The following is a 23,404-nucleotide window of genomic DNA, read 5'->3' on the forward strand; positions in this document are numbered from 1 at the left end:
GGAGGTGCCCGAGGATGACGCGAGCAGGCGACAGGGACAACGGTGTAGCGATGGGCCGACGCGCCCTGCTGCGCGGCGCGGCCACCGCGTCGGCGGCGCTGGCGCTGCCGACGGGGGCGACGCTGTTCGGCGCGGCCCCCGCCCAGGCGCTCGGCGGCCGGCCGGCCGCGAACTGGGGAGTCCAGGTGGGCGACGTGGGCACCTCGTCCGGGCTGGTCTGGGTCCGCTCCGACCGACCGGCCCGCATGATCGTCGAGACCTCGGCCACCGAGTCCTTCCGCGACCCGCGCCGCTTCGCCGGGCCGCTGATCGGCCCCGACACCGACTTCACCGGCACCACCCGGCTGCGCGGCCTCGAATCCGGCCAGCAGATCCACTACCGGGTGCTGCTCGCCGACCCGGACGACCACCGCCGCACCGGCCGCCCGGTCAGCGGCACCTTCCGCACCGCGTCGGAACGACGCCGGGACGGGGTCCGTTTCGTCTGGTCCGGCGATCTGGCCGGCCAGGGCTGGGGCATCAACCCGGACATCGGCGGCTACCTCGCCTTCGCCGAGATGCGCGCGCTCGACCCGGACTTCTTCCTCTTCAGCGGCGACACCGTCTACGCCGACGGACCGCTCACCGCGCGGGTCGCCCTGCCCGACGGCCGGACCTGGCGCAATATCACCACCCCGGAGAAGGCCAAGGTCGCCGAGACCCTGGCCGAGTACCGGGGCAACTTCCGCTACAACCTCCAGGACGAGAACCTTCGCCGGTTCAACGCCCAGGTACCGTCGATCGTCCAGTGGGACGACCACGAGGTCACCAACAACTGGTACCCGGGCGAGCTGCTGGCGGACGACCGCTACACCGAGAAGTCCGTCGACCGGCTCGCCGCCCGCGCCCGCCGGGCGTTCGGCGAGTACTTCCCCATCGGCACCCTGCGCCCCGGCGAGCGCGAACAGCGGGTGCACCGGGTGGTCCACCACGGGCCGCTGCTGGACGTCTTCGTCCTCGACATGCGCACCCACCGCGACGCCAACTCGCCGAACCGGCAGCCGGAGAACGTCCAGGGCATCCTGGGGCGCGAACAGCTCACCTGGCTCAAACGGGAGTTGGCCAGGTCCCGTGCCGTCTGGAAGGTGATAGCCGCCGACATGCCCATCGGACTCGTGGTCCCGGACGGCGACACCGACTTCGAGGCCATCGCCAACGGCGACCCGGGCGCCCCGCTCGGCCGCGAACTGCAGATCGCCGAGCTGCTGCGCTTCGTGAAACGGCAGCGGATCACCGGCACCGTCTGGCTGACCGCCGACGTGCACTACACCTCGGCCCAGCACTACCGCCCCGAACTGGCCGCCTTCGGCGACTTCGCGCCGTTCTGGGAGTTCGTCACCGGCCCCCTGAACGCCGGTTCCTTCCCGGCCAACGCGCTGGACGGCACGTTCGGCCCCGACCGCGTCTTCGTCAAGGCCCCCGAGACGGCCAACGTCTCCCCCGCCGAGGGCTACCAGTTCTTCGGCGAGGTCGCCATCGACGGCGACGGCGGCGAACTGACCGTGCGACTGCGCGAGGTCGGCGGCGGCGTGCTGTTCAGCAAGACGCTGAGCCCGGGGCGCGTCGGCCAGTGACCGGCGCCCGGCCCCGGTGGTGGTACACCTGAACGGTGGCACCGAACACCGAGGACGACCAGCCGGCGCTGCTCCCCGACCCGGAGGAGCGGCGCCGGCCGCCGGTGCACTGCCGCCTCTGCGGACGGCCACTGCGCGACCGGGAGGCCAGGACCTGGGGCCTCGGGCCCGAATGCCGCGCCAAGCTGGCGCTGCGCACCGCGCCACCGCCCCCGGAACGGCCCGTGGACCAGGACCCGCTACCCGGCCTCTGAGCCGGCGCCGTCCGCCGGCGCGAGGCCGAAGAGCGGCAGACAGGGTGCCAGCCCGACGATCTCCACGGGGACGCGGCGATGCGCCGCCCACCGCTCCCTGGACAGCCGCAACCGGCGTTGCGTCACCGGCCCGCCACGCACCACCAGACGCGCGATCCCGTCCTCCTCGTAGCCGAGCTTGGCGGAGACGGCCAACGAGGCGACGTTGTCCTCCATGGCGCTGGTGACCGCTTCGCTGGCGTTCAGGCCGACAAAGGCCAACTCCAGCACGGCCGCCCGCATCTCGGTGCCGAGCCCGCGCCCCTGGTGCGCCAGGCCCAGCCAGGAGCCGCTGCTCGCCTGCCGCAACACCGGGAACCGCTCGCCCCCCAACGCCTGTTGCCCCACCTGCCGGCCGTCCTCGAAGACCGAGAACCCCAACTCCCAGCTCTCCGGGGAGAAGGCGGCCCACCGCGACCAGTTGTACTGGATGACGGACCGCGGCTGCTCCGCCACGGGGGTGTCCGTCCACGGCACGTTGAACGGCATCACGGACGGATCGTGCACACCGTCCGCCGCCAGCTCGGCCAACCCGGCCAACTCCTCCGGGTCCGGCAGCCGCAGCTCCAACCTGGGAGTACGCAGTCGTAGGCCCGCCAGGGGCCAGTGATCCAGCAACATGCCCCATTCTGTGCGGGGCGAAGGACCGCCCGCACCGGCATTTCCACCGGTGCGGGCGGCCGGGGCCTCGGCGTCAGCGTCAGCGTCGGCCTCGGCGTCGGCGTCCGCTCAGTTGAACGAGGACGAGAAGGAGTTCAACGCCAGCCCGGCGCCGTTCTCCCACGGCTCGAAACCGGCCTGGACGCTGGTGATGTACCAGGACGGATCGGCCAGCCCATGGGCGACCGTCACGTCGACGAAGTCCAGCACGTCGAACTGGAGGCTGTTCAGCGCCGACGGGGCGACAAACGAGATCACGTCGTTGCCGCCGTTGTGCCCCGTCCAGACCTCCCACTGCTGACCGGCCACCTGCGCGGTCCCGGTCTGGCTGCCGATGGGCTGGATCGGTCCCACGCGGTTGAGCCAGATCATGATCTCGGTCTCGCTCACCCCGGTGGTCTGCGGCTCCGGGTCCAGCCAGATGTCGTAGGAGGCGTTGTAGGACGCGTTGTCCACATAGGTGTAGGAGACGCTGCTGGGCGCGCTGTTGATCTCACCCACCCGCAACGGCAACCGGGTGCCGGGCGCACAGGTGCCGTAGTGGCAGCCGTCGAAGACGGACGGGTACGACTTGGGCGCCCCGTTGGTCGGCACGCTGCCGTCCGCCTGGACCAGCTGGAACCCGCTGTCGGTGACGTTGATGCACTGCTGCTCGTTGGTGCCCCAACGGTTGTTCTGCGCGATATAGCGCCCCTGGATGACGGTGGTGCCGTACTGGTCACAGATCAGCTCGTCCGCCTGCGCGGTACCGGGCGACAGGGTCAGCATCGCCGCAGCCATGCCGATGGCGGCGGGAATCGCGGTCGCGAGCAGGCGCTTTCGAGATGCCATGGTGCTCCTCCGTGGGGAAACGTGGGGGGTTTGTCCATGGGAGCGCTCCCAAATATGCCCGGCGGACACTATGCGCATCTTCTTCCACTGGCAAGAGGTCGCGTCGAATACTGTCGAACAAGGCCGGCGCCCCGGCTGGCCCATGCGGGGGGAGCGCGGCCGCGCTCCGCGCGGGGTGCGGCGACGGCGCGCGGCACGCCGGCTTTGCGCGCGGGGGCCGCACCGCGCCTGCGGCTGCGACCGCAGCCCGGCGAGTTGCCCGGTTGGGCCCGGGACGGCCCACGCCGCAGGCGGACGGGCGCCGGGCGTAGGCGCGCGGGCGCCACGTGGCACCCACCACCCGGCGGGTTCTTCCGTCAGGCCCCCGCCTGCCCGCACCGCCAACGGAAGAGGGATCCATACCTCCGAGGCGGGACTCGCGCCTGCGGGATACCCCACTCCTGCGGGGAGGAGAACGAAGACGGGACCGGCGCTATGACCGGGCCCCCGCAGCACCCCCGATCGCGCGGGCAAGCGGCTACGGGAGTTCTCGTCCAGATCCATGATCACGAATACACCCGGGTGCCCCGCTCCTGCGGGGAAGAGCGCCAACTGATAGCCGGCCACCCGGACATCGGCGGGACACCCCACTCGCGCGAGGAAGAGGCCGTCACCTGCCGCCCGGCCGTGCGCGAGGCCGTACTCCCGCTCGCGCAGGGAAGAGTTGTCGCCCTGGGCCCGCAGCCCGGCGGGCACCGGAACACCCCCACTCGCGCGGGGAAGACCTCTCCGACGAGGCGCTGCGCCGCGAGACCGGAGGAACACCCCCGCTCGCGCGGGGCATACTCCGGGCCGCGATCAACGAGGACCGGGAGCACGGAACACCCCCGCTCGCGCGGGGCATACGCTTTCCGACCTGGGCTTAGGGCCGCCGGTTCGCCGGTTCGGCGGTTCCTTGTCGTTGGTGTGGTCGTAGGGCGAAGTAGATCCCGGGCTTTCGGCCCGGTGCCTCGCGCGACGGCCGTCGCGCGAGGCACCGGGCACCGTACGCCGGCCCGTGGCTGGGCGCCGCGCAGCGGAGCGCGCAGTGGTCAGGCTCGGGGGCGGCCGAGGGCGCGGAGGGTCCAGTCGGATTTGCGCCAGAGCGTGGCGTCGAGGGTGTTGCGGCCGTCCAGGATGTGGCGGCGGGAGACGACCTCGCCCAGGGTCTCCGGGTCAAGCTCCTGGAACTCCCGCCACTCCGTGAGATGCAGCAGCACATGCGCGCCCCGCGCGGCCTCTATCGCGGAGTCGGCGTACCGCAGGGTGGGGAAGACGGCGCGGGCGTTGGCCATGGCCTTGGGGTCGTAGACCGTCACCTCGGCGCCCTGGAGGTGGAGTTGGCCGGCGATGTTGAGCGCCGGGGAGTCGCGCACATCGTCGGTGTCCGGTTTGAAGGCGGCGCCCAGCACGGCGATCCGCTTGCCCAGCAGCGAGCCGTCCAGCGCCTCGCGGGCCAGCTCGACCATCGAGGCGCGGCGCCGGACGTTCAGGGAGTCGATCTCCCGCAGGAACTGCAGGGCCTCCGAGGCTCCCAGCTCGCCCGCCCTGGCGACGAAGGCGCGGAGGTCCTTGGGGAGGCAGCCGCCGCCGAAGCCGATGCCGGAGCGGAGGAACTTGGGCCCGATGCGTTCGTCGTGCCCGAGGGATTCGGCGAGCTTGACCACGTCTCCGTCCGCGACCTCGCAGATCTCGGCCATCGCGTTGATGAAGGAGATCTTGGTGGCGAGGAAGGCGTTGGCCGCCGTCTTGACCAGCTCGGAGGTGGGCAGGTCGGTGACGATGAACGGGGTGCCCTCGGCGATCGGCACCGCGTACACCTCGCGGAGCAGGGTCTCGGCGCGTTCGCTGGTGGTGCCGACGACGATCCGGTCTGGGTGCAGGGTGTCCCGGACCGCGAAGCCCTCCTGCAGGAACTCGGGGTTCCAGGCCAGCTCGGCGCCCTCGCCGGCGGGCGCCAGCTCGGCGATCCGGCGGGCCAGCCGCGCGGCGGAGCCGACCGGGACCGTGGACTTGCCGACCACCAGCGTCGGCCGGTCCAGATGGGGGGCGAGCGATTCGACGGCGCTGTCGAAGTGCGTCATGTCACAGCCGTACTCGCCGGCGCGCTGGGGGGTGTTGACGCAGATGAAGTGCACATCGCCGAAGGCGGCGACCTCGGCGAAGGAGGTGGTGAAGGAGAGGCGGCCCGATGAGCCGGGGAGGCCCACCACATGCCGGCGCAGGATCTCCTCCAGGCCGGGCTCGTACATCGGCGCGACGCCCTGGGACAGCAGCTCGACCTTGGCGGGGACGACATCGAGGCCGATCACCTCGAACCCCAACTCCGCCATGGCCGCGGCGTGTGTGGCGCCGAGATAGCCGGTACCGATCACCGAGATCTTCTGAGGCATGGACCCGAGCATAGACGGATGCCCCTGTCGGCAAGCTCACCTATCCACAGGCCCCGGGTAACCCTAGGATCAAGTTACTTAACGGTCATGAACCAGCAGGACGGTTCACATCGACGCGCGGTCCGGCAGGAAGCGCGGTCGGCGCCGGGGCGTCCGCCGGTTCGGCCGATTCGGCCTCTTCGTTCGCAGGGAGTGAGACAGGTGGCAGGAGCCGGGGACTTCGACCTCTACCGGCCGGCGGAGGAGCACGAGATGCTCCGCGCGTCGGTTCGAGCGCTGGCCGAGGCGAAGATCGCGCCGCATGCGGCGGATGTGGATGAGTCGGCGCGCTTCCCGCAGGAGGCTTTGGACGCGCTGGTCGCCAACGACCTGCACGCCGTGCACGTACCGGAGGAGTTCGGTGGCGCCGGCGCCGACGCGCTGGCCACGGTGATCGTGGTGGAGGAGGTCGCCCGGGTCTGTGCGTCGTCCTCGCTGATCCCGGCGGTGAACAAGCTGGGCTCGCTGCCGGTGATGCTGGCCGGTTCGAAGGAGCTGCAGGCCCGCTATCTGACGCCGCTGGCCAAGGGCGACGCGCTGTTCTCCTACGCGCTCTCCGAACCGGACGCCGGCTCGGACGCCGGGGGGATGAAGACACGGGCGGTGCGCGACGGCGACCACTACGTCCTGAACGGCGTCAAGCGGTGGATCACCAACGCGGGCACCTCCGAGTACTACACGGTCATGGCCGTCACCGATCCGGAGAAGCGGACCAGGGGCGGGATCTCGGCCTTTGTGGTCGAGAAGAGCGACGAGGGCGTCTCGTTCGGCGCCCCCGAGCGCAAGCTGGGGATCAAGGGGTCGCCGACCCGCGAGGTGTATCTGGACAACGTGCGGATCCCGGCGAGCCGGATGATCGGGGCCGAGGGCACCGGATTCGCGACCGCGATGCGCACGTTGGACCACACCCGGATCACCATCGCCGCGCAGGCGTTGGGCATTGCCCAGGGCGCGCTGGACTACGCCCAGGGGTATGTGCGCGAACGCAAGCAGTTCGGCAGGCCGGTGGGTGACTTCCAGGGCATCCAGTTCATGCTGGCCGACATGGCGATGAAGCTGGCCGCGGCCCGGCAGCTCACCTATGCGGCCGCGGCCAGGTCCGAGCGGGAGGACGACGACCTCACCTTCTATGGTGCGGCGGCCAAGTGCTACGCCTCGGACGCGGCGATGGAGATCACCACGGACGCCGTGCAGCTGCTCGGCGGCTACGGCTTCACCCGGGACTATCCGGTGGAGCGGATGATGCGGGACGCCAAGATCACACAGATCTACGAGGGCACCAACCAGGTGCAGCGCATCGTGATGGCGCGCAACCTGCCCTGAGCCGACCGCTGGTCACAGCCTCGCACGCCGGATTGTCAGTGCCACGTGTGAGGCTGTGGCCATGGAGCAGACGGAGAGTCAGGCAGGTCGGGAGAGCGGGGCGCGGAGCGTGGTGCGGGCCCTGTGGGACCGCATGCAGGCGCGGGACTGGGCCGGCGTGCGGGAGGTGCTGGCGTCCGATGTGGTGGTGGAGTGGCCGGCCAGCGGGGAGCGGATCGTCGGCCGGGAGAACTACGTCGGTCTGAACGCGGAGTATCCCGAGGGCTGGTCGATCAGGGTGCTGCGGCTGGTCGAGGAGGGCGATGTGGTGGTCTCCGAGGTCGAGGTGCCGCATGTGGAGTCCGGAATACATCGGGTGGCCTCGTTCTGGACGGTGCGGGACGGGCTGATCACCGCCGGCCGGGAGTACTGGACGGAGTACGGCTCCGATCCGGTGCCGGCCTGGCGGGAGCGCTTCGTCGAGCGCATGTGAGGCCGTCCGGCCCGGGGCGGCCGGGCGCCGTGCCGGGCCGGCGGTTCAGCCCCGGGCCTCCTCGTCCTCCCGGCGGCGGATCAGCGCGGCCACGCTGTCGAGGAGGAAGTCGAGGCCGTAGTCGAAGTCCTCCTCGGCGCTGGCCCCGCTGTCGAAGACTCCCGCCTGGACCACCCGCGCGACGGTCGGGTAGCGGTCGCCGGTGAGGACGCGGCCGAGCATCTTGGCGTAGACGTGCCCCCAGTCCTGGTAGCTGACGCTGGTGCGGGCCGTGGCCGAGGTCATCGTCACCTCCTGCCGGGCCTCGCCGTAGACGAAGCCGGTGAGGATCATCAACACGCCCACCATGTCGTCGTCGGTGAGCGACACCCCGTCCAGGGCGCTGAGGGCGGCCTCCATCCAGGCGAGGTTGTTGGGCCCCATCGGGGGCGCGCCGATCGGGATGTCGAACAGCCAGGGGCTGCCCAGCAGCACCTCGCGCATGGCGTGACACCACGCCCTCGCCCCGCCGCGCCAGTCCGTCGGCCAACCGCTGGTGTCCGGTTGGCCGCTGGCCATCTCGAACATCAGGTCCAGCAGATCGTCCTTGCTGGGCACATAGCGGTAGAGCGTCATGCTGGTGACGCCGAGTTCCTGTGCGATCCGGCGCAGGGAGACTCCCGCGATCCCCTCCGCGTCCGCGATCTCGACCGCGACCCGGACGACCTCGTCCACGCTGAGGCTGCCCCGTGGCCCACGCGTGCCCGGCGTGTGCGTGCGCCAGAGCAGGTCGAGCAGATACTCCGGATCCCGCCCGCGGTTGCCCTCCGCAGCCGCCATATCGCCGCTCCTCGATTCGATCAGGCTCCGGATCAGTGTTGCCGACATCGTAAAACTATGTACAGTGTCGACAGTAAGTATACGCCGCATACAGTTTTGCGGTCCTGGCACCGAAGGGGTGGGGCTGATGGCAGGAGAGGCGATCGTCGCCGAGGGGATACGCAAGCGGTACGGGGACACCCAGGCCCTGGACGACTTCCATCTGACCGTCGCCAGGGGCACCGTGCACGCCGTGCTCGGTCCCAACGGCGCCGGCAAGACCACGGCGGTGCGCTCCCTCACCACGCTGGCGCGCATCGACGCCGGGCGGGCGTGGGTGAGCGGCTTCGACGTGGCACGCCAGCCGGACGAGGTGCGCGCCAGAATCGGGCTCACCGGCCAGTACGCCGCCGTGGACGAGCAGTTGAGCGGCCGTCAGAACCTGGTGATGTTCGGCCGGTTGTTCCGGCTGCGGGCCCCGATGGCGCGGCGCAGGGCGGATGAGCTGCTGGCCCAGTTCGGCCTCAGCGAGGCGGCCGGACGCAGCGTCAACGGCTACTCGGGAGGCATGCGGCGCCGGCTCGACCTGGCGGCGAGCATGGTGGTCGTGCCCGAGGTGCTGTTTCTGGACGAGCCCACCACGGGGCTCGACCCGCGCAGCCGCAACCAGGTGTGGGATGCGGTCCGTTCGCTGGTGGCCGGGGGCACCACCGTGCTGTTGACCACGCAGTATCTGGAGGAGGCCGACCAGTTGGCCGATCTGATCTCCGTGGTGGACGCCGGCCGGGTGGTCGCCGGGGGCACCGCCGACCAGCTGAAGTCACGGCTCGGCGGGGATCGGGTCGAGGTGGTGGTACGGCACGGCGCCGAGCTGGCGCGGGCGGCCGCCATCATGCACCGGGTGTGCGGGGTACCGGCCGAGATCGACGAGGACGAACGCCGGTTGGTCGTGCGGGTCGCCGACCGGGTCCTGGCGCTCACCGAGGTGGCCAGGGAGCTGCGCGACGCCGGGCTCGACGTGGCGGACCTCGGCACCCGACGGCCCACCCTCGACGAGGTGTTCCTCCATCTGACCGGCCGGGGCGGGGCCCCGGCGGCCTCCCAGGAAGGTGCGGCCGCATGAGCGGGATCGGCACGACCGGCGCCGAGGTGTCGACGGCCCGAAGCCGGGTGGCCAGGGGGCCGGGGGTGGCGGTCGCCGACGGCCTGGTGATGACCCAGCGCAACATGGCCCAACTGGTGCGCAGCCCCGAGGAGATCTCGCTCTACTTCAGTCTGCCGATCCTCTTCGTGCTGGTCTTCGGCTATGTCTTCGGCAGCGGGATGCAGGTGCCCGACGGGGGCGGCTACCGCGAGTTCCTGCTGCCGGGCGTCTTCGCCATGACCATGCTCTACGGCATGGGCGCCACCGGCACCGCGCTGGCCTTCGATGTGAGCCGTGGCGTGGTGGACCGTTTCCGGTCCATGCCGATGGCCAGGTCGGCGCTGCTGGTCGGCAGGTGCCTGGCCGATCTGCTGCGCGCGCTGCTGGAGATGACGGTGCTGGTGGTCTGCGGACTGCTGGTGGGCTGGCAGTGGCACCGGGGGGTGGGGCTCGCGCTGCTGGCGGTGGCCCTGGTGTTGCTGTTGCGGGTGGCGATGTCCTGGATCGGCATCTATATCGGCCTGCTGCTGCCCAATCCGGACTCGGTCGGGACGGTGATCTTCCCGCTGGCCTTCCCGCTGACGGCGCTCTCCAGCATCTTCGTCGAACCGGATCTGATGCCCGGCTGGCTGGGGGCGGTCGCGGAGTGGAACCCGCTGTCCGCCACCGTGGCGGCGATCAGGGAGCTGTTCGGCAACCCCGGGCTCAGCGGCGGTTCCTGGCCGACGGACAACGCCCTGCTGCTCGCGGTGCTCTGGCCCGTGGTGCTGATCGCGGTGTTCGCCCCGCTGGCGGTGCGGCGCTACCAGCGGCTGACCGACTGAGAAGGAGCCGGCCCCGCCGACGGAGGGGGGTCCGTCGGCGGGGCCGGCTGGCGCCGGGCGCGGCTGTCAGATGCTGACGCCGTGCGCGCGCAGATAGGCCATCGGGTCGATGTCGGATCCGTAGGACGGTCCGGTGCGCACCTCGAAGTGCAGATGCGGGCCGGTCACATTGCCCGTGGCGCCGGAGAGGCCCAGCTGCTCGCCCGCGCCGACCGACTGGCCGACGGCGACCGAGATCGACGAGAGGTGGGCGTACTGGCTGTAGTGACCGTCGGCGTGCCGGACGACCACCTCGTTGCCGTAGGACCCACCGCTGCCGGCGGTCACGACCTCGCCGGCGGTGATGGCCACCACCGGGGTGCCGGTGCCGACCGGGAAGTCGGCGCCGGTGTGGTAGCCGGAGGACCACAGCGCGCCGGCGTTGCCGTAGCCGCCACCGCTGACGCCGGCGACCGGGGCGACATAGCCGGACTCCTGGACGTCGGCGGCCGGGGCGTCCGCCGGGGCCTCGGCGGCCGGCGCCTCCGCGTCGAGCACGAGCTGGATGCCGGGGGTGATGCGCGAGGGGTCGTCGCCGATCACGTCGCGGTTGGCGTCGAAGAGCTGCTGCCAGCCGCCCTCGACATCATGCTCGACGGCGATCCGGTAGAGCGTGTCGCCGCTCTCGACGGTGTAGCTGGCGGGGGCGGCGCTGGCGGGGCCGGCCGCGGCGAGCGGCAGGGCGAGGCCGGCGGCGCCGGCGGTGATCAGCAGGGATATCCGGGCGCGCCGGGACAGCTGACGGGAACCCTGACGGCGATGACGTCCGCGTGCGGACATGGGCGTTCTCCTCTCGGGCGCCTGCGAGGTGAGCTGTCGGGTTCGGGCCGAGGTCGCCCGGCCATCGCCTCGGTGCTGGGCGCGAACGCCCGCCCGGGCCATGGCTTCACCCCGAGCCGGAACGGAACACCGTCCGGCGGAAAGTGGGTCCCCCGCTCCTGTCAGACGGAATTGCTGCGTTTCCGCTGCCGGTGACAGGATTCGGCGCCCGGAGCGGTTCGCCGCGAATGCGACGCGAATCGAACGTTAAACCCGCGAATTCCGCAGGACAAGAAAACGGCATTCCGCGCACCATGATCAACGCGCCGGAAGCGCCCGGGATATCACGCCGCGCGCTGATCGTTATCCATACCGTTATCGATGCTGTTTCCGGGCGGTCGGTCAACTCTCCGGGAAAGCGCGCGACTTATCGAGCGCGCCGGGAGGACGACGACACGGGCGCCGCTCCTGCCCCGCGACCGCGAGTGAACTCGGTCACGGGGCGAGAGCCGGGCGGAGGTATCAACCCCTAAGGCCGAAATGCCCGATTCAACGGGGGTGGGCTCAGCCGTCCAGCCGCTCCAGGGTGGCGATGGAGGGCCCGCGTCGAGCCGAGAGATCGGCGGCCACGGTCTCCGCGTCCCGCACCACCCGCACCGCGTTCTCCCAGGTCAGCTTGGCCAGATCCGCATGGGACCAGCGGCGGTCGAGCAGTTCGGCGACCAGCAGCGGGTAGCCGGAGACGTCTTCGAGACCCTGCGGCAGGAACGCCGTGCCGTCGTAGTCGCCGCCGATGCCCAGATGGTCGATGCCGGCCACCTCGCGCATATGGTCCAGATGGTCGGCCACGGTGGCGGGCGTGGCCACCGGGCGCGGATCGGCCTCGGTGAACGCGTGCTGCACCCGCATCGCCGGCTCCGTGGTATCCAACGGATGGAAGCCGTTGGCCCGCATGTTCTCGTCGGCCCGGCGCGTCCACTCGATGGCCGCCGGCAACACGAACTTCGGCACAAAGGTCGCCATCGCGACCCCACCGTTCGCCGGCAACGCGGCCAACACATCGTCGGGAATGTTCCTCGGGTGATCACAGATCGCCCGCGCGGAGGAATGCGAGAAAAGCACCGGAGCCTCGGAAACCCGAAGCGCGTCCCGCATCACATCCGCCGACACATGCGAAAGATCGACGAGCATGCCGATGCGATTCATCTCCCGCACGACCTCCTCGCCAAAGGCCGTCAAACCACCGTGCCTGGCCTCGTCGGTGGCGGAATCGGCCCAGTCGATCGTGGAGTTGTGGGTCAGCGTCATATAGCGCACGCCCAGGCGGTGGAAAGCGCGCAGCGTGGCCAGCGAGTTGTTGATGGAATGGCCGCCCTCGGCCCCCATCAGCGAGGCGATGCGCCCCTGCGCCCGGGCCGCGACCATATCGTCGGCGGTGAGCGCCCTGGCCAGATCCGCCGGATAGCGGTCCAGCAACTGCCCCACCACATCGATCTGTTCGAGGCAGGCGCTGACCGCCGCGTCCCCCGCCAGCTCAGCCGGCACATAGACCGACCAGAACTGCGCGCCCACCCCGCCGGACCGCAGCCGCCGCAGATCGGTGTGGAGCCGGCCGGTCAGATCGCCGCCGATGTCCGCCCGGTCCAGGTCGTAGCCCACGGTCTCGCGCAGCGCCCACGGCAGGTCGTTGTGTCCGTCGACCAGGGGATGCGTGGCCAACAGCGACCTCGCCTCGGCCAGCCGCGCCGCGCCCGTCCCGTCCGTCACAGCGGCCTCCGTCATCGATTCGTCCCGTTCTCCGGAGTGTTGTCCTGGATATCCCGCAGGGCTCGCTGCCGGACCGGCTCCTCGGGGAGCACCGGGCGTCCGGCCAACGACTCGCGGAGCCGGCGGCCCTTCTCCTCCGCCTGCTCCCGCAGCCGGACCTGGAAGGCGCTCATCCGCTCCCGCACCACCGGATCCGCCGCGGCCAGCACCCGGACCGCGAGCAGCCCCGCGTTCCTGGCGCCGGCGACCGAGACCGTGGCCACCGGCACCCCGGCGGGCATCTGGACGATGGAGAGCAGCGAATCCATCCCGTCCAGATGCTTGAGCGGCACCGGCACCCCGATGACCGGCAGCGGCGTCAACGACGCGAGCATGCCGGGCAGATGGGCGGCGCCACCGGCGCCGGCGATGATCGCGGCCAGACCACGGCCGGCCGCCTCCTCCCCGTAGCGCAGCATCTCGTGCGGCATCCGATGGGCGGAGACCACGTTCGCCTCGTAGGGCACATCGAACTCGTCGAGCGCCTCGGCGGCGGCCCGCATCACCGGCCAGTCGGAGTCGGAGCCCATCACGATGCCGACCAGCGGCACCGGGGGCGGGGGCGGGGTGCTGCTCATGCGTCACCTTTGTCTGTCGCTGCTGTCGCTGCTGTCACTTCCGCGCCCGGGGCGGGCGGGCCGGAGCCGGTGGTCACTCGTCGATGACCCCGCGCAGATAGTCGGCGGCATGCCGGGCACGCTCCCGCACCTCGGCCAGATCCGCGCCACAGGTGGTGACATGCCCGACCTTGCGCCCCGGCTTGACGTCCTTGCCGTACATATGGATCTTCAGGCCCGGATCCCGCGCCATGCAGTGCAGATAGGCGGGATACATGTCCGGGTAGTCGCCGCCGAGGACGTTGGCCATCACCGTCCAGGGCGCGCGGGGACGGGGGTCCCCCAGCGGCAGATCGAGCACCGCCCGCAGATGGTTGGCGAACTGCGAGGTGACCGCGCCGTCCTGCGTCCAGTGCCCCGAGTTGTGCGGGCGCATCGCCAGCTCGTTGACCAGCACCCGACCGTCCGCCGTCTCGAACAGCTCCACGGCGAGATGGCCCACCACGTCCAGCTCCTTGGCGATCCGCAGCGCCATCCGCTGAGCCTCCAGGCCCAGTTCGTCGTCGAGCGCGGGCGCCGGGGCGATCACCGTGTCGCAGACGCCGTCCACCTGCACGGACTCGACCACCGGATAGGCGACCGCCTGGCCGTGCGGCGAGCGCACCACGTTGGCGGCCAGCTCGCGGGTGAACGCCACCCGCTCCTCGGCCAGCACCGGAACGCCGGCGCGGAAGGCGTCCTCCGCCTCGGCCGGGGAGCGCACCAGCCAGACGCCCTTGCCGTCATAGCCGCCGCGCACCGTCTTGAGCACCACGGGGAAGCCGTCGCCCTCGGCCGCGAACCGCGCCACATCCGCCGGATCGGCCACGATCCGATGGCGTGGGCAGGGCACCCCCAGCTCGGAGAGCCGGGCGCGCATCACGCCCTTGTCCTGCGCGTGGACCAGGGCCGCCGGGCCGGGACGCACCGGAATACCGTCCGCCTCCAGTGCCCGGAGGTGTTCGGTGGGCACATGCTCGTGATCAAAAGTGATCACATCGCAGCCCTTCGCAAAGGCTCGCAGGGTGGTCAGATCGTGGTAGTCGCCCACCACCACATCGTTCACCACCTGCGCGGCGGAGTCCTGCGGAGTGTCACTGAGCAGCTTGAACCTGATGCCGAGCGGGATGCCCGCCTCATGGGTCATACGGGCGAGCTGACCGCCTCCGACCATGCCGACCACGGGAAATGTCACGCCTCCAGCGTATCCGTCCGCACTGACAGCCGATCCGCCGGCCAGGAACCAAGCGCCGCCACCGGCACGTCATTCCTCCCGACAGCGAGACATGGGAAGAGAGCCGTGGAGAAGGAACGGAGAGCCGCCCGGGCCGGGAGCTGCCGCCGCACCGGGTTGGCCCGGTGGGGCGCGGTGGCCGTGCTGGCGCTCGGCGGGCTGACCGCCTGCCAGGAGCCGAGCGGCCCGAACGGCGGCTCCGAGCCCGCCGGAACGGAGTTCACCGATCCGGACCAGCCGGTCGAGGTGACGGAAGGCGAAACGTTCACCCTCGTCCTGGAGGAGAACCCGTCCACCGGTTACGTCTGGGAGATCCTGGAGCCGGCGCCGGACCCGGCCGTGGCGGCCCCGGCGGGCGACCGGTTCGAGCCCGACGCCCCCGAGCTGGACGGCGCCGGCGGCACGCGCTATCTGCACTTCGACGCGGTGGGCGACGGGGAGACCGAGATCGTCCTCCAACGTTCCCGAGGCGACGACGCCATCGGCGACGCGCTGGCCTTCGAGGTCACGGTGGGTGCTGCGGCCGGATGAAGCACGCCGACCATGGCCAGGGGCCGCCCACGACGGCCGTGGCTAGCATGGCGCGTATGCGCGAGGAGCTTCGCTTCCGGGCCCGGCTGCGGGGGCTCGCCAGAGAGGCGGCGAAGTTCGGCACGGTCGGCGCCTTCGGGTTCCTGGTCAACGTGGTCGTGTTCAACCTCTGCGGACAGGCCGCCGGACTGGCGCCGGTGCGCTCCGGGGTGATCGCCACCTCGGCGGCCATCTGCACCAACTACCTGGGCAACCGCTACTGGACCTACCGTCATCGGGACAAGTCCGGGCGCCGCCGGGAGATCGCGCTGTTCCTGCTCTTCTCCGCCGTCGGCATGGTCATCGAGAACGGCGTGCTGGCGCTCTCCCACTACGGCCTCGGCCTCACCTCGCCGCTGGCCGACAATCTGGCGAAGAACGTGATCGGCCTCGGCATCGGCTCGCTGTTCCGCTTCTGGTCCTACCGCACCTGGGTCTTCCGACGGCACGAGCCGGCCCCGACCCCGCCGCCCGATCCGGTGCCCGTCGGCTCGCCGCTCCGCTGAAGGGGCCCTCGGCCAGACGGCTCAGGACCGGTTCCCGTCCTCGCGTTCGAACTCGCGGCTGAGGAACAGCGCGAAGACCGGCGGATGTTGCCCCAACAGCTCAAGACGGCCGCCGTCCGCCTCGGCCAGATCCCGCGCCACGGCCAGCCCGAGCCCGGTGGAGTTCCGGCCGCTCACCGTGCGCTCGAAGACCCGCGCGCCCAACTCCGACGGCACCCCAGGACCCTCGTCCGTCACCTCGACCACCACCTGGTTGCCCGTGACCCGGACGCGCAGCGCGACCGTTCCCGCCCCGTGCATCAACGAGTTCTCCACCAGCGTCGCCAACACCTGGGCGACCGCGCCCGGCGTGCCGACCGCGCGTTGGCCCTGCTTGCCCGAGCGCACCAGGGCGCGGCCGGCGCTGCGGTAGGCCGGCCGCCACTCCTCCATCTGCTGGGCCACCACCTCGTCCAGATCGAACCCGATCGCCGAGCCGAGCAGCGCGTCCCTTGAGTTGGTCAGCAGCCGCTGCACGACATCGGTGAGCCGTTCCACCTGGGCCAGGGCGACGGTCGCCTCCTCCTTGACGATCTCCCGGTCCTCGGTGGCGACGATCTCCTCAAGCCGCATGGAGAGCGCGGTCAGCGGCGTGCGCAGCTGATGCGAGGCATCGGCCGCCAGCCGACGCTCGGCCGTCAGCATCCGGGCGATGCGCTCCGCGCTGGTGTCCAGCACATCGGCCACCCGGTCCAGCTCCGTGACGCCGTATCTCCGATGGCGCGGGCGGGGGTCGCCGGAGCCGAGACGTTCGGCGGTCTCCGCCAGATCGGTCAACGGCGCCGAGACCCGCCGCGCCTGGCGCACCGCCAACAGCGCGGCCGCCGCGACCGCCAACAGCGAGACCACCAGGATGATCATCAGCATCCGGGCGATCTCGTCGCTGACCACGCTCCTGGGCTGCTGCACGGTCACCGTCTCGCCGTGTGTCCCGGTCTGTGACGTCTCCATCGGCGCCTCGCCGGCCGGCTCCCCGAGCCGGATGGCGGGCCGCCCCACCAGCTCGATCACCACATGCCGGTCCGCCGGTGCCGAGGCGCGCATGTCCTCCGCCGTGACCGGCTGCCCCGAGGCCAGCCGGCTCTCCACATCGGCGAGCAGCCGCGCCGCCTCTGCCTCCAGCCGATCCCGGGCGCTCGACTCGATGGTCCTGGTCTCCACGAAGAACAGGGAGACACCGAAGACGGCGATCACCACCAGGACCACCGACAGCGTGGAGTTGATCAGACGACGGCGCACGGACAGGCCCTCGTCAGCTCTTCTCGAAGCGGAATCCCACTCCCCGGACGGTCGCGATATAGCGCGGGTTACCCGCGTCGTCGCCGAGTTTCTTACGGAGCCAGGAGATGTGCATGTCCAGCGTCTTGGTGGAGGACCACCAGGTGGTGTCCCAGACCTCGCGCATCAGCTGCTCCCTGGTGACCACCCGACCCGCGTCCCGCACCAGCACCCGCAGCAGGTCGAACTCCTTCGCCGTCAGATGCAGCTCGTCGTCGCCCATCCAGGCGCGGTGGGACTCCACGTCGATCCTGATGCCGTGCACCGCGGGCGCCGGGCCCGACTCGGTGTTGCCCCGGCGCAGCAACGCCCGCACCCGGGCCAGCAGCTCGGCCAGCCGGAAGGGCTTGGTGACATAGTCGTCCGCGCCGGCGTCCAGGCCCACCACGGTGTCCACCTCGTCGGCGCGCGCGGTCAGCACCAGCACGGGGAGGCCGAGACCCTCGTTCCGCAGCCGGCGACAGACCTCAAGTCCGTCCATGCCCGGCAGGCCCAGATCCAGGACCACCAGATCGACATCGCCGCGCAGGCCGGCCCGCAGCGCCTCGGGGCCGTCCTCGCGCACCTCCACCTCGTATCCCTCGCGACGCAGGGCACGGGCCAGTGGCTCCGAGATGGATGCGTCGTCCTCGGCGAGCAGCACACGGGTCATGCGCTGATGGTAGACGCCCGGGCGCCCGCGCCACCGGCAGCTCCCATAGGAACTCCCGTGGGAAGGGGCCGGAACCGGCCGATCGGCCCGGAAACGTCCCGGCCCTGGGGCGTCCGGGCGTCCCGGACCTGCCGCGTCCCGGACCTGGGGCCTCCCGGCCTTGCGGCGTCCCGGCGTCCTTGTGGCGTGGGGCTCAGCTCGGGTCGGGCGTGCCCAGCTCGGCCCAGACCGTCTTGCCCGCCGCGTTGGGCTCGCGGACCACGCCCCAGTCCAGGCAGAGCCGTTGCACGATGAACATCCCATGGCCGCCCGGCCGGCCGGGCCGGCGGGTGGTGCGCAGCGCGGGCGTGCCGGCGCCCCGGTCGAGGACCTCGACCCGGATCAGCTTGACGCCCCGCCCGATCCGCAGCTCCTCGGGGCCGCCGGCGTGCAGACAGGCGTTAGTGACCAGTTCGGAGACGACCAGCAGCACATCCTCGGCGGCGGCGTACTGATCGTCGTCGGCCGCCGGCAGCCAGCCCCAGTCGTGCAGCGCCTGGCGGGTGAACTCACGGGCCCGGGAGACCACTCCAGTCGTGCCGATCAGCCGCAGCCTGCGCACCTGTCGGACTGGCTCCTCGGCGGTGACCTGGGGCTCCGCGCCATGATCACCCGCCGGGCGCGGTCGAGTCGTCCCCATGCACGCCCTCCCTTAGGCCTACTCCGCGCCCCGTCCCTGGGCAGCCGTTTCCTCGAACCAGCCGAGCGCCGGGTCCGTTCGGTCCGGCATTGAGTGGTCTCCTGCCCGGCCGGGCGGTACGCACACCCGCCCCTTCGTGGCAATCCACCAAGCAGAGATTCCAGCAGTAGTGTGACCCGCGAACGGAACGCCGTACAGCGGCCGTTTCCCGGGGCTCAGTCGGCCGGGAGGGCGGCCACCGCCTCGGCGAGCGTCTCGTGCACGGTGAAGACCGCGCCGGCGCCCGTTATCTCCAGAACTCGGGCGACAATCGGCGGCATTTCGGCCAGGTGAACCGAGCCGCCCTCCGCCTCCGCCTCGATACGTGTGGTGAGAAGCACATTGAGCCCGGTGGAATCACAGAACTCCAGACCGGAACAATCAATGACAATCCGGGCACGACCAGCCGTGACACACTCACGCAACGCCGACTGAAGCCGCTCCGCGGAATGGTGATCCAACTCACCAGCGGGGGCGACAACGGCCCCTGCGCCCACTTGCCGAACATCGACCGTCAACTGACGCCGGTATGTCTCGCCCGGCAGACCACGGTCCATGCAGCCCCCTTCTCATTGGAGCGCGTAGCTGGCTAAGTTCGAAACCTTAGCCTCTGGAAGGCCGGCGCGGCACCCCAACAGGCTCGACAATGCTCGCAATTCGGGCGGAGCAGACTTGCCATGGTCGCCGGACGACCGATAGGGGTATAAGGACACAGCATTTTCAAGACGGCTTTGGAGGCGCCGCACTCGCAGTGCACGTCATGGCTTCGGCAGCCATATGCCGAGAGACTACGGAGGACACACCATGTCACCGGCCCCTCGTACCCACGAACCGCATACCGGCGCTCCCGCGAAGGACGCCGCCCCCTCGGCCGCCGCCTCTCCGGCCCCCGAGGACGTACTCGCGTCCCTGCCCGAGATCCCGCCCTTCGACGAGGTGGCCCCCAGGGACGCGCGTGAGCTGTCCAAGAGCCTCTTCGCCCGGATGGAAGACCTCGAAGAGGGCACCCACGAGTACGCGTATGTGCGCAACACGCTGGTGGAACTCAACCTGGCGCTGGTGAAGTTCGCCGCCGCCCGGTTCCGCTCCCGCAGCGAACCCATGGAAGACATCATCCAGGTCGGCACCATTGGTCTGATCAAGGCGATCGACCGCTTCGAGGCCGACCGAGGCGTGGAGTTTCCCACCTTCGCGATGCCGACCATCGTCGGCGAGATCAAGCGTTTCTTCCGGGACACCTCCTGGTCGGTCCGGGTGCCCCGCCGCCTCCAGGAACTGCGCCTCGACCTGGCCAAGGCCGGCGACGAGTTGGCGCAGAAGCTGGACCGCTCACCGACCGTGGCCGAGCTGGCCACCCGACTCGGCCTCTCCGAGGACGAGATCGTGGAAGGCATGGCGGCGTCCAACGCCTACACCGCCAGCTCCCTGGACGCCCAGCCGGAAGAGGACGACGCGGAGGGCGCGCTGGCCGACCGGATCGGCTACGAGGACCACGGCCTGGAGGGCATCGAGTACATCGAGTCCCTCAAGCCGCTGATCGCGGAACTCACACCGCGCGATCGCAAGATTCTCTCGCTCCGTTTCGTCGCGAACATGACGCAGTCCGAGATCGGTGAGGAACTGGGCATCTCCCAGATGCATGTCTCCCGGCTGCTGGCCAGAACGCTACGGAAGCTGCGGCGCGGGCTGATGGTCGAGGAATAACACCCGGCGGGCACCTCCGGCGGGGCACGGCTTCCGGCCACCCCGCCGGGCCCGCCTCGGGCACCGGCATCGGCACCGGCGTTGACATCGGCACCGGCTTCGGCAGCGGCTGGGGCGGCGACGGGGCCGAACTCCCCGAAGGCGCGGCGGCGTTGGCCGAGCGGGGCGGCGGCCCGGGGAATTCCGTGTGCCGGAGGTCGAAGCGCCCGGCTAGGGTGCCGATATGTCACGGATACTGCTGAGCGTCAACCTGGGCCGGGCCGCGGCCGCCGCCAAGACGGACGCGCCGGGGGGCCTCACCGGCATCGACAAGCGGCCCACCGAAGGACCCGTCGCGGTGCGTGCCCCGGGCCCGAAGGGCATCGGGGGCAGTGGCCTCGACGGTGACGCGATCGGCGATCTCCGGCACCACGGCGGTGACGACCAGGCGGTGTACGCCTATGCCAGGGAGGACCTGGACCAGTGGGCCGCCGAGCTGGACCGCCCGCTCACCAATGGCGTCTTCGGCGAGAACCTGACCACCTCGGGCCTGGACGTGAACGACGTACGGGTCGGTGAACGCTGGCGGATCGGCGACACCCTGCTGCTTGAGGCCACCACCCCGCGCATCCCGTGCGCCACCTTCGCCGACTGGCTGGGCGAACGGGGCTGGGTCAAGCGCTTCGCGGCCGAGGCCATGCCCGGCTCGTACTTCCGGGTGCTGCGGCCCGGGGTGGTACAGGCCGGGGACCGCATCGAGGTGACCCACCGCCCGGAGCACGAGGTGTCCGTGGCCTTCGTCTTCCGGGCGCTGCTGGGCGAGCCCGAACTGCGCCCCCGGATCGCGGCCGCCGGCTCCGCGCTCCCCGCCGACCTGTATGCCAAGGCCCGGGTCTGGGCGGACAAGGGCGCCCCGGAGCCCAGGGACGACTGACACCGCGCGCCGGCGCGCGACACCCATCGGACCTGCTGCCCGGCCGGGACCGTCGTCCGGCGCCCGCGCCTGTTCGACGCGCCGTCCGAGCCGTGCCGACGCCACCGAGCAGCGCTCCCACCCCCGAACTCGGCCCTCGGCCGGGGTGACTGGCGGAGCCGTTCGGGATCTCTCGTTCCTCATGGGACGCATTCTGCCCGCGACCACTGACAGTTACGCTATCGACGCACCCGCCGGTCCGGGTGCGTCCGGGCGGAATGTGAAGGATGGCGATGTGATCAGGTGAGACGGAAAAGCATATGGACACGGGGCACACAATCGACAACGCTCGAAGCATGGCCCACCCCCCACCTTCATATACCCCACACCCGGCGCACGCTCCGCCGTCAAGTGCCCCGCCGGACTCGCTCGGGCTGTTGATCGCCTTCCTGGGGGCCTGTGTCACCCTGCCCGGGCTGACGTCGCTGGCCTGGATCTCCATCAGGTTCGAGGAGGGCCACGCCGACCTCACCCTGAACGAGGTCGCCAAGCTCCTGCCCGCCGCCGAAGGGGGCACGCTGCTCGGTGGGTTGGGCCACACCTATCTGCAGTACCTCAGCCTGCCCACCGTGCTGACCGCCATCGTCGCCTCGCTCCGCGCCAGTTGGCCCAGGCACGGCGCTGCGCCCCGGCGGACAGCGCGGGTGGTCGCCATGGCCGCCTGCCTGTTCGGTCTGGTGGGGACGCTGGTGCTGGCCATCTCGCTCAACGGCCTGGGCGTGCGCGAGGGTTACTGGGTGTCGTGCGATATCGGCCCGGCCCCCTGGGTGACGGCGGCCGGCCTGGGGATCATGCTGCTGGGCGTCTGTCTCAGCACCGGCCGCTGTCCGATGGCGCCGGCGAACCAGGGCTGATACGGGGCGGCTTCAGGCCGTCCCTGGCAACGTGGTTTGCCGGACGGCACGGCCCTTCTCAGCTGATCCGCGCGCCCGCCCGCCAGACGGCGGCCACCAGGGGGACGCCCGGCCGGTACGCGAGGTGGACCGGTTCCGGCGCGTCCAGCAGCGCCAGGTCGGCGCGGCAGCCGGTCGCCAACCGCCCGATGTCCGTGCGCTCCAGCGCCGCCGCTCCTCCGGCGGTGGCGGCCCACAGGGCCTCGTCGGGGGTCATGCCCATCTCGCGGACGGCCACGGCCAGACAGAACGGCATCGAACTGGTGAAGGACGAACCGGGGTTGCAGTCGGTGGCGATGGCGACCACAGCGCCGGCGTCCAACAGCCTTCTGGCGTCCGGGTAGGGCGCCCTGGTGGAGAACTCGCAGCCGGGCAGCAGGGTGGCCACGGTGCGCCCCTGCGCGAGGGCGTCGACATCCGCGTCGGTGAGGTGGGTGCAGTGGTCCGCCGCGGCGGCGCCGAGTTCCACCGCGAGTTGGACGCCGGGGCCGTGGCCGAGTTGGTTGGCGTGCAGGCGGGGGCGCAGGCCACGGGCCCGGCCGGCGGTGAGTACGGCGCGCGCCTGGTCGGCGTCGAAGGCGCCCTCCTCGCAGAAGGCGTCGATCCAACGGGCGTGGGGTGCGCAGGCGTCGAGCATCGGGCCGGTCACCAGGGCGACATAGCCGGCGGGGTCGTCGGCGTACTCGGGCGGCACGATATGCGCCCCGAGGAAGGTGACCTCGGTCAGCTGTCGGGCGGCGATCCGCAGCGCACGGGCCTCGTCGGCGACGGTGAGTCCGTAGCCCGACTTGGTCTCCACCGTGGTGGTGCCCTGTCGGGCCATCTCGGCGCGGAACAGGGCGAGCCGCCGGGCGAGTTCGGCGTCGTCGGCCTGCCGGGTGGCGGCGACCGTGGTGGCGATCCCGCCGGCGGCGTAGGGCCGCCCGGACATCCGGGCGTGGAACTCGGCGCCACGCTCGCCGGCGAAGAGCAGGTGGGAGTGGGAGTCCACGAAGCCGGGGATCACGGTGCGGCCGGTCGCGTCGATGTGACTGTCAGTGGCGGGTGCTCTACTGGATGTACCGATCCAGGCGATGCGGTCCCCTTCGATGACGAGGGCGGCGTCCTGGATCTGGCCCAGTGGTCCGATGCCGAGGGAGGGGTCGTTGGTGACCAGGGTGTTGATGTGGGTGATGGCGGTGCTGGGCATCTTCGGGTGCCTCCCGGTGCGCGTGGCTTCGGCGTGCGGCGGCGGTGTGGGGACGATCGCG

22 protein-coding genes, 2 pseudogenes and 1 riboswitch are annotated in these 23,404 nt (G+C 71.2%); of the genes and pseudogenes, 11 read left to right on the forward strand and 13 right to left on the reverse strand.

Annotated features, from left to right (window positions below; genetic code table 11):
- Positions 1-14 precede the first annotated feature (14 nt).
- Together AOM46_RS27545 and AOM46_RS27550 are read left to right on the forward strand one after the other, a co-directional pair.
- The gene (locus tag AOM46_RS27545) at positions 15-1,613 is read left to right on the forward strand and encodes an alkaline phosphatase (RefSeq protein ID WP_078857242.1); all 1,599 of its coding nucleotides are present in this window, start codon (positions 15-17) and stop codon (positions 1,611-1,613) included.
- A 35-nt stretch (positions 1,614-1,648) separates the two neighbouring features.
- On the forward strand, positions 1,649-1,867 hold the full coding sequence (locus AOM46_RS27550) for a DUF6011 domain-containing protein (protein ID WP_062216367.1): 219 nt from the start codon (positions 1,649-1,651) through the stop codon (positions 1,865-1,867).
- Here AOM46_RS27550 and AOM46_RS27555 read toward each other — a convergent pair.
- The 3 genes and pseudogenes from AOM46_RS27555 to AOM46_RS27565 form a co-directional block, all read right to left on the reverse strand.
- Positions 1,853-2,527, reverse strand: a complete 675-nt coding sequence (locus tag AOM46_RS27555) for a GNAT family N-acetyltransferase (protein WP_062216368.1) — start codon at positions 2,525-2,527, stop codon at positions 1,853-1,855. The genes AOM46_RS27550 and AOM46_RS27555 overlap by 15 nt on opposite strands.
- A gap of 111 nt (positions 2,528-2,638) precedes the next feature.
- Positions 2,639-3,397: pseudogene (locus tag AOM46_RS27560) on the reverse strand (glycosyl hydrolase family 5); the annotation flags it as partial.
- A 1,070-nt stretch (positions 3,398-4,467) separates the two neighbouring features.
- Positions 4,468-5,808: a UDP-glucose/GDP-mannose dehydrogenase family protein gene (locus AOM46_RS27565; protein ID WP_062216743.1), complete on the reverse strand. Its 1,341-nt coding sequence runs from the start codon at positions 5,806-5,808 to the stop codon at positions 4,468-4,470.
- Between the two features lie 201 nt (positions 5,809-6,009).
- Here AOM46_RS27565 and AOM46_RS27570 point away from each other — a divergent pair, with 201 nt between their 5' ends.
- Positions 6,010-7,170 (forward strand): acyl-CoA dehydrogenase family protein, encoded by a 1,161-nt coding sequence (locus AOM46_RS27570; protein ID WP_062216372.1) that lies wholly within the window; start codon positions 6,010-6,012, stop codon positions 7,168-7,170.
- A 61-nt stretch (positions 7,171-7,231) separates the two neighbouring features.
- Positions 7,232-7,642 (forward strand): nuclear transport factor 2 family protein, encoded by a 411-nt coding sequence (locus AOM46_RS27575; protein ID WP_062216374.1) that lies wholly within the window; start codon positions 7,232-7,234, stop codon positions 7,640-7,642.
- A 45-nt stretch (positions 7,643-7,687) separates the two neighbouring features.
- Here AOM46_RS27575 and AOM46_RS27580 read toward each other — a convergent pair whose 3' ends face one another.
- Positions 7,688-8,509 (reverse strand): TetR/AcrR family transcriptional regulator, encoded by an 822-nt coding sequence (locus AOM46_RS27580; protein WP_158920716.1) that lies wholly within the window; start codon positions 8,507-8,509, stop codon positions 7,688-7,690.
- 79 nt (positions 8,510-8,588) lie between these two features.
- Here AOM46_RS27580 and AOM46_RS27585 point away from each other — a divergent pair, with 79 nt between their 5' ends.
- Both AOM46_RS27585 and AOM46_RS27590 read left to right on the forward strand, forming a co-directional pair.
- The gene (locus AOM46_RS27585; protein ID WP_062216747.1) at positions 8,589-9,563 is read left to right on the forward strand and encodes an ATP-binding cassette domain-containing protein; all 975 of its coding nucleotides are present in this window, start codon (positions 8,589-8,591) and stop codon (positions 9,561-9,563) included.
- On the forward strand, positions 9,560-10,408 hold the full coding sequence (locus tag AOM46_RS27590) for an ABC transporter permease (protein WP_078857244.1): 849 nt from the start codon (positions 9,560-9,562) through the stop codon (positions 10,406-10,408). The genes AOM46_RS27585 and AOM46_RS27590 overlap by 4 nt, the downstream gene beginning before the upstream one ends.
- Positions 10,409-10,474: 66 nt before the next feature.
- Here the strand turns inward: AOM46_RS27590 and AOM46_RS27595 are convergent, their stop codons facing one another.
- The 4 genes and pseudogenes from AOM46_RS27595 to AOM46_RS27610 form a co-directional block, all read right to left on the reverse strand.
- Positions 10,475-11,227, reverse strand: a complete 753-nt coding sequence (locus AOM46_RS27595) for a peptidoglycan DD-metalloendopeptidase family protein (RefSeq protein WP_062216377.1) — start codon at positions 11,225-11,227, stop codon at positions 10,475-10,477.
- Between the two features lie 3 nt (positions 11,228-11,230).
- A riboswitch (cyclic di-AMP (ydaO/yuaA leader) is annotated at positions 11,231-11,414 on the reverse strand.
- 356 nt (positions 11,415-11,770) lie between these two features.
- Complete coding sequence (locus tag AOM46_RS27600; protein ID WP_107080201.1) at positions 11,771-12,988, reverse strand: dipeptidase; 1,218 nt, start codon at positions 12,986-12,988, stop codon at positions 11,771-11,773.
- A gap of 83 nt (positions 12,989-13,071) precedes the next feature.
- Positions 13,072-13,590, reverse strand: a pseudogene (gene purE, locus AOM46_RS27605) (5-(carboxyamino)imidazole ribonucleotide mutase); the annotation flags it as partial.
- 73 nt (positions 13,591-13,663) lie between these two features.
- Positions 13,664-14,848: a 5-(carboxyamino)imidazole ribonucleotide synthase gene (locus AOM46_RS27610; protein WP_062216379.1), complete on the reverse strand. Its 1,185-nt coding sequence runs from the start codon at positions 14,846-14,848 to the stop codon at positions 13,664-13,666.
- A 60-nt stretch (positions 14,849-14,908) separates the two neighbouring features.
- On the opposite strand from AOM46_RS27610, the gene AOM46_RS27615 reads away from it, so the two are divergent.
- Positions 14,909-15,373, forward strand: a complete 465-nt coding sequence (locus AOM46_RS27615; RefSeq protein ID WP_062216381.1) for a protease inhibitor I42 family protein — start codon at positions 14,909-14,911, stop codon at positions 15,371-15,373.
- Between the two features lie 56 nt (positions 15,374-15,429).
- Positions 15,430-15,918, forward strand: coding sequence for a GtrA family protein (locus AOM46_RS27620; protein WP_062216383.1), 489 nt, complete (start codon positions 15,430-15,432; stop codon positions 15,916-15,918).
- A 21-nt stretch (positions 15,919-15,939) separates the two neighbouring features.
- On the opposite strand, the gene AOM46_RS27625 is transcribed toward AOM46_RS27620, so the two are convergent.
- The 4 genes from AOM46_RS27625 to AOM46_RS27640 form a co-directional block, all read right to left on the reverse strand.
- Positions 15,940-17,196 carry an ATP-binding protein gene (locus AOM46_RS27625; protein WP_062216385.1) on the reverse strand — a complete coding sequence of 419 codons (1,257 nt, stop codon included), beginning with the start codon at positions 17,194-17,196 and terminating at the stop codon, positions 15,940-15,942.
- A 13-nt stretch (positions 17,197-17,209) separates the two neighbouring features.
- On the reverse strand, positions 17,210-17,887 hold the full coding sequence (locus AOM46_RS27630; protein WP_062216387.1) for a response regulator transcription factor: 678 nt from the start codon (positions 17,885-17,887) through the stop codon (positions 17,210-17,212).
- A 193-nt stretch (positions 17,888-18,080) separates the two neighbouring features.
- Entirely contained in the window at positions 18,081-18,566 is a 486-nt protein-coding gene (locus AOM46_RS27635) for an ATP-binding protein (protein WP_062216389.1), read from the reverse strand.
- 215 nt (positions 18,567-18,781) lie between these two features.
- Complete coding sequence (locus AOM46_RS27640; RefSeq protein ID WP_062216391.1) at positions 18,782-19,162, reverse strand: STAS domain-containing protein; 381 nt, start codon at positions 19,160-19,162, stop codon at positions 18,782-18,784.
- Between the two features lie 247 nt (positions 19,163-19,409).
- Here AOM46_RS27640 and AOM46_RS27645 point away from each other — a divergent pair, with 247 nt between their 5' ends.
- From AOM46_RS27645 to AOM46_RS27655, 3 genes are all read left to right on the forward strand, one after another.
- Complete coding sequence (locus AOM46_RS27645) at positions 19,410-20,309, forward strand: RNA polymerase sigma factor SigF (protein WP_062216392.1); 900 nt, start codon at positions 19,410-19,412, stop codon at positions 20,307-20,309.
- 223 nt (positions 20,310-20,532) lie between these two features.
- Positions 20,533-21,222, forward strand: a complete 690-nt coding sequence (locus tag AOM46_RS27650; RefSeq protein WP_062216394.1) for an MOSC domain-containing protein — start codon at positions 20,533-20,535, stop codon at positions 21,220-21,222.
- 416 nt (positions 21,223-21,638) lie between these two features.
- Positions 21,639-22,115: a hypothetical protein gene (locus tag AOM46_RS27655; protein ID WP_062216396.1), complete on the forward strand. Its 477-nt coding sequence runs from the start codon at positions 21,639-21,641 to the stop codon at positions 22,113-22,115.
- A 58-nt stretch (positions 22,116-22,173) separates the two neighbouring features.
- On the opposite strand, the gene hutI is transcribed toward AOM46_RS27655, so the two are convergent.
- The gene (gene hutI, locus AOM46_RS27660; protein ID WP_062216398.1) at positions 22,174-23,343 is read right to left on the reverse strand and encodes an imidazolonepropionase; all 1,170 of its coding nucleotides are present in this window, start codon (positions 23,341-23,343) and stop codon (positions 22,174-22,176) included.
- Between the last annotated feature and the right edge of the window lie 61 nt (positions 23,344-23,404).

Source organism: Streptomyces sp. NBRC 109706, assembly GCF_000974485.1.
Lineage (GTDB): Bacteria > Actinomycetota > Actinomycetes > Streptomycetales > Streptomycetaceae > Streptomyces.